The 6302-nt window shown below is 37.5% G+C and carries 3 protein-coding genes; 2 read left to right on the top strand and 1 reads right to left on the bottom strand.

The window, feature by feature from the left end; all coding sequences use genetic code 11:
• Nucleotides 1–319: 319 nt before the first annotated feature.
• Nucleotides 320–976, top strand: coding sequence for a hypothetical protein (locus D0T53_RS08820; RefSeq protein ID WP_163266966.1), 657 nt, complete (start codon nt 320–322; stop codon nt 974–976).
• Nucleotides 977–1227: 251 nt separating this feature from the next.
• Entirely contained in the window at nt 1228–3864 is a 2637-nt protein-coding gene (gene ppc / locus D0T53_RS08815) for a phosphoenolpyruvate carboxylase (RefSeq protein ID WP_255489422.1), read from the top strand.
• Between the two features lie 92 nt (nt 3865–3956).
• Here the strand turns inward: ppc and D0T53_RS08810 are convergent, their stop codons facing one another.
• Entirely contained in the window at nt 3957–6170 is a 2214-nt protein-coding gene (locus D0T53_RS08810) for a leucine-rich repeat protein (RefSeq protein WP_163266964.1), read from the bottom strand.
• Nucleotides 6171–6302 lie beyond the last annotated feature (132 nt).

Raw genomic sequence — 6302 nt, 5'->3', positions numbered from 1 at the left:
TTTTTTTACTTCGCATCTCCTGCAAAGCGGGTGCAAAGATAAATACTTTTTTTACCTAATTCCAAATTATTATTGAGGTTTTTTTGTGATTTTTTTTCTCAAAACAAACAATCTTATGTTAGACAACATGTTAACCTCAAAACTTTTTTTGTGATTACTACTATTAACTCCTTAAACACGTCTTGAAACGAAAGAATAAAGACTTTTCTTCTGCATTTAATACTAATCCACATTTTACCTCGTTATTTGTTTAAGTGCTTTTAGAAAAACATCGATGTTGACATTTCTCTTATCAACAATTAAAAAACTTATTTGAAGTATGAAGAAAATATTTTTGTTTCTTTTAATCTCAACTTGTTTACTCTTCAACTTTTCGTGCGATGACGGCGACAACGAACAACACACCAACCCTATTGAGGAAACCAAACTATACCTACCAATGCAAGTAGGCAACTATTGGGTATATGATAAGTATATCATATCGCCTGACGGAAAAGAAACGTTTAAAGGTCAAGATTCGCTAAGAATTAAAGAAGAAAGAACTTTTAAAGAAAAAACCTTCTTCGTTTTTGAAGAAAAATTGAATCTCGGAAAATGGAGAGAAGTATATACAAGGACAGACTCCAACGGATATTTAATTAGCGAAACAGGGCAGATATATTTCTCTAATATTAATTTTAAAGACACATTGGCTATACGCGATGATATATATTTTAGCATATATGCCAAAATGGAAAAAGTAGACAATACCGTTTCTGTTCCGGCAGGGTCTTTTAATAATGCACTAAACTTCAATGGTAGCACTACAGTACATCTAGCACATTCTCCCTGGGCTGAAAATGCTCCCGATATATATAGTTATTATGCTAAAAACATAGGAATAATCTGTTACAATAACTATTATCTAAATTCGCCCGACATCATGGAATACAGGCTGGCTAAATGTTATGTAAACGGAAAAACTTATCCCAAATAAAATTCTTTGAGAAAAACAAAGAAGACAGAGCTTAGCTTCAAAACTAAGCTCTGTTTCATTTATATGACCCACACACAATAATTTCAGAAATTCATCTTTTCAAATTAAAGCACAATAAATAGTCCTAATTAAAGACCAATTTGATGAATAATTAAATTTCCACAAACAATATTATATTCTCCTTTGTTCAATTTTTGTATTTTTACCAAACTTTTTAAATAAGCGAAAGTAAATAATTATATATATAGATTATGAAACAATCACAATCACTGATGCATCAGAACACAAAAATGCTGGGAGCCCTCTTAGGCGAAAACATAAGGGAAGCTTTAGGCGAAGAAATGTATGAGCGCATCGAAACTATCCGCAGGTTATCAAAAGCAGCACACGAAGGAGAAGAAAAATCTCATGAAGAATTAGTTGAAACTTTGCAAAACCTATCGGATGAAGAATTTCTGCCTGTAGCAAAAGCTTTCAATCAATTTTTAAACCTTACAAATGTTGCCGAACAGTACGATATAATATCGCCTCATGCCGAAGCAAGTGAAAATCCGGTAAACTTTAAACGGATATACGACAAACTTAAAGAGAATAAGATTGACAACTCTAATATTGTTGAAGCAATTGAGAACATGTCGATAGACCTTGTTTTAACGGCACACCCCACCGAAATAAACAGACGGTCGCTAATTAATAATCTGAATGAGGTTAATGAATGCCTGCAACAACTGGATCATGACGACCTTGTAGATTACCAGAAAGACCAGATAATGCGCCGCCTTAAACAGCTTATAGTGCAATACTGGTACACCGACGAGATAAGACAAAACAGGCCAACGCCTAACGAAGAAGCTAAATGGGGATACGATGTTGTGCAAAACAGCTTATGGCAAGCCGTACCTGCTTATCTGAGAGAGTTAAACAAACAATTAAACGAGAACTTCTCATATATGCTTCCTGTTGAAGCATGCCCCATACACTTTTCATCGTGGATGGGAGGCGACCGCGACGGAAACCCGAATGTAACCGCAAAAGTTACCGAAGAAGTATTTCTTCAAAGCCGAAGAAGAGCTGCCGAATTATTTTTAAAAGACATCGAAGTTCTGGTTAAAGAGTTATCAATGTCGATATGTACCTCCGAATTCAGAGAGTATATTGGCGACAGCGAAGCTCAGGAGCCTTACCGTGTAGTAACCAAAAAGCTACGTTCGCAACTTCGCAAAACCATTGCATACCTTGATAATAAAAACGAAGGAAAGCAAGTTACACTTACAAGCGATATTTTAATACATAACAACCAGTTATGGGAACCGCTATACGCAATATACAAATCGTTGTCGGCTTCGGGTATGAGTATGATTGCGAACGACAAACTACTCGATACATTGCGCCGGATAAAATGCTTTGGCTTAACACTTGTTCAGACCGATATACGTCAGGAAAGCACAAGACATACCGAAGCTATTTCGGAACTGACAAAATATCTGGGAATGGGAGATTACGAATCGTGGTCGGAAGAAGAAAAACAAGCCTTTCTTATCAGAGAGCTCAACTCCAAACGCCCGTTAATCCCTCAAAACTGGGAACCTTCGCCCGATACAAAAGAAGTTCTCGATACATGTAAAGTTATAGCCCAAACCCCCGAAGGAACAATACCTGTGTATGTTATATCGATGACACGTATGCCTTCGGACATACTAGCTGTATATTTATTGCTGAAAGAAGCACATTGCCCATATGTACTACCGGTTGTTCCTTTGTTTGAAACCCTGAACGACCTGAACAATGCCGACTCTATAATGAGCGAATTATTCAATATAAGTTGGTACAGAGGTATAATAGAAAATAAACAAATGGTAATGATCGGTTATTCCGATTCGGCAAAAGATGCAGGAGCAATAGCTGCCGGATGGGCTCAGTACAGAGCTCAGGAAGCGTTAATAAAGAGTTGCGAAGAAGCAGGAATAACGCTCACTTTATTTCACGGACGTGGAGGAACAATAGGTCGTGGAGGAGGCCCTGCTAAAGTTGCACTGTTTTCGCAACCTCCGGGTTCGTTAAAAGGCGGGCTTCGTGTTACCGAACAGGGCGAAATGATACGCTTTAAACTCGGATTGCCCGACTTGGCAATTCATACCCTTTCGTTATATGTAGACGCTATATTGGAAGCAAACTTACTGCCTCCACCTGCACCTAAAGACGAATGGAGATTGGCTATGGACGAATTATCCGAAACTTCGCGCGAAGTTTATCAGAGACTTGTAAGACATAACCCCGACTTTATTCCTTATTTTTATCAGGCAACCCCCGAAGCCGAGCTTGCTAAATTACCGTTAGGTTCGCGTCCAGCCAAACGACGTCCAACAGGAGGAGTAGAAAGCCTTCGTGCAATTCCATGGATATTCGGGTGGTCACAAAACAGGTTATTGCTTCCCGCATGGTTAGGAGCCGGCGAAGCTATACAGGCTGCGATTGATAATGGCAAAAAACAGACTCTTGAAACAATGTATGCCAAATGGCCTTTCTTCAACACCCGCATAAGCATGCTCGAAATGGTGTATGCAAAATCGGATTCGCGCATGGCGGAATATTACGATGAGCGGTTGGTTGACCAAAAACTACAATATTTGGGTAAAGAGCTAAGAGAAAGCCTTCAGAATAATATAAAAGTTGTGTTGGAAATCGCACACGATAATTTCTTGATGCAGAGCCTGCCTTCTATTGCAAATAATATAGCAATGCGTAATATATATATCAATCCGTTAAATCTGTTACAGGTCGAACTTCTGTCGAGATGCAGAAAAGACACAAACCCGTCGTCGCAGCTTGAACAGGCATTAATGGTTACTATATCGGGTATTGCGGCAGGAACCCGCAACACCGGATGATACTGTTATTATATAAACGTTCTAAACAAACAAGGTTGCCAAATGGCAACCTTGTTTGTTTATGTTTCGAAAAACTAAAATTCGTATAAGTATTATTGTTTGATAATATTCATTATTTCATCGTTTATACGTACCAAATACAGACCTTGAGGCAAGTGACTTATACTAATACGTTCGTTTGGCGAAACCATTTGTTGTAATACAATTTTTCCAGTCATATCACAAATGGTTAAGAACGAGTCTTTTTCAAGACCATTAACATTGAAACTCTCTAAAACCGGATTGGGATAAACCCGCAATTTTGAATCACTAACAATTACCTCTATGCTTGTACCCGCAGTGGTTGTAAAACTATCTGAGAAAGAAACAATATTATTATGTTCACTGTCAAAAGCCGAAAGTGTATAGAAAAACATTGTTTCTGCCGATAAGTCTTGCAGCGTATAACTTATTCTTTCGCCTGCCATCCGAAGGCTGCCTTCTGCATCTAAATTGTATGTTTTATAAATCTGAGTTTGGTCTTCATCCGTATAAACAGTAATGCTATAAGCCGAAGCATTCTTTACCGGATACCAACTTATAACTGCCAATTGTCCGGCAACATCATTTTGAAGGAAAACATCTTCTACTGTTGTGAAATTTCGCCAAACCGGATGATTGGCATATAACTCCTTACTACCATGAGGAATGTGAAGAGTTAATCGGGAAATGCCATCGAAAGTATTGGAATAACAAGTGGGAGGTGTGACAGACGATTTCAAAATAACATTCTTAAGCCCATTGCAATTATAAAAAGCTTTTTCTCCAAAAGAATATACCTGTCCTTCAAATGTCAATTTTTCGATATTACTACAGTAAGCAAATGCCGACAAACCAACAGTTTTCAACGACTCAGAAAATAACAACTCTCCATTCAAATTGCAATTATTGAACGCCGACTCTCCGATATTTATTAATGTTTCAGGAAATTTTATCTGAGTCAAATTTGTACAACCTTCGAAAGCTCCTTTACCAATAGCCGTAACACCTTCTTCAATAATCACCTCTTTTAGCGTAGCTTTATACCTGAACGGAGACGTATTACCCCAAATAAATTCCGCGCCCATATAAATTGTTTCGATGGGGCAATTGCCAAAACCTCCTGCAATAAAATTAATTGAGGAGCCTTTTTCCTTTACAATTTTCGTCAAAGATGTACAGTTATCAAAAGCACTTTGACCCACATTTATTTCAGCCTTCCCCGGAAAAGTTATCTCCTTTAATCCGGTGCAACCATAAAAAGCACGTCCCCCGATTTTCTGAAGATTATCCGACAAGTCAATTTCTACTAATCCTGTACAACCCGAAAAGGAAACTATTTCAGTTACCGAATTAGGCATTTTAATCTCGGTTAAACCCGTGCAATCAGAAAAACTACAAAGTTTTGTAACTTGGTCGCCAATCGTCACATTAGTTAAAGTAGGTGTATTAAACCCTATTTCCATATTTCGTCCTATATATACAGTTTCAATAGGACAATAATTAAATACAAATACACCATCCATTGACAACGCTTCGCTTCCATCTTCAATTGTTACTGTTTTTAAATTAGTACAACCACTAAAGGCATATCCGCCAATGCTGGTTACGCTACTTGGTATAGTAACAGAAGTAAGATTTGTCCAATTACTAAAAACATCATTTTCAATCCTCATTGTCCCTTCTTTAATATCGGGAGATGTTGCTTGGGGAGTTTCCCCTTTATAAGCATATAATATTTTTTGAATATAGACATAACCATCCTGTTGATTATTCCACCAAGCAGTACCGGCAAAAGCATATGGACTAATACTTTTTATACCCTCTGGCACTTCAATGGTTGCTAATCTTGCACAATTAGAAAAGGTGTTTGCATCAATAGTTGTTATACCTTTAGGAATCGTAATAGAAGTAAGACTCTGGCAACCCCCAAAAGCATACTGCCCAATATATGATACGCTTTCGGAAATTGAAACAGAAGTAAGGTTGCCGCATATATAAAAGGCATATACTGAGATTCTGGTTACGCCTTCTTCTATCACCACCTGAGTGATAGACTGAACAAATTTGCCCCATGGATAAGGGTTATACCGCTCGTCTGTATTCTGTCCCGGTGTATACGATATCATTTTTCCGGTTCCACTAATAGTCAATAACCCTGTCTCTGTATCAAAGTTCCAAACAACATTATCGCCACCTTCCCCACAAGAACCACTTGTTTCCAAAGCAAAACCGTGCACAGCAAATAGGCTGCATATAGTCAATAACAGTAATTTTATTAGTTTCATAAAAAATGCAAATTATAAAATTTCGATAAAGATATAATAAAAACTAATACTAACATTAATGATTGTTCATATCCCCCGAAGAAATTCATGGAGTTTTATCTATAAGTAAAAACAATATTTAAACTCTAACGA

The sequence above is a fragment of the Dysgonomonas sp. 216 genome, assembly GCF_010501065.1.
Lineage (GTDB): Bacteria > Bacteroidota > Bacteroidia > Bacteroidales > Dysgonomonadaceae > QVMM01.
This window is presented reverse-complemented; position numbering and strand designations above follow the sequence as displayed.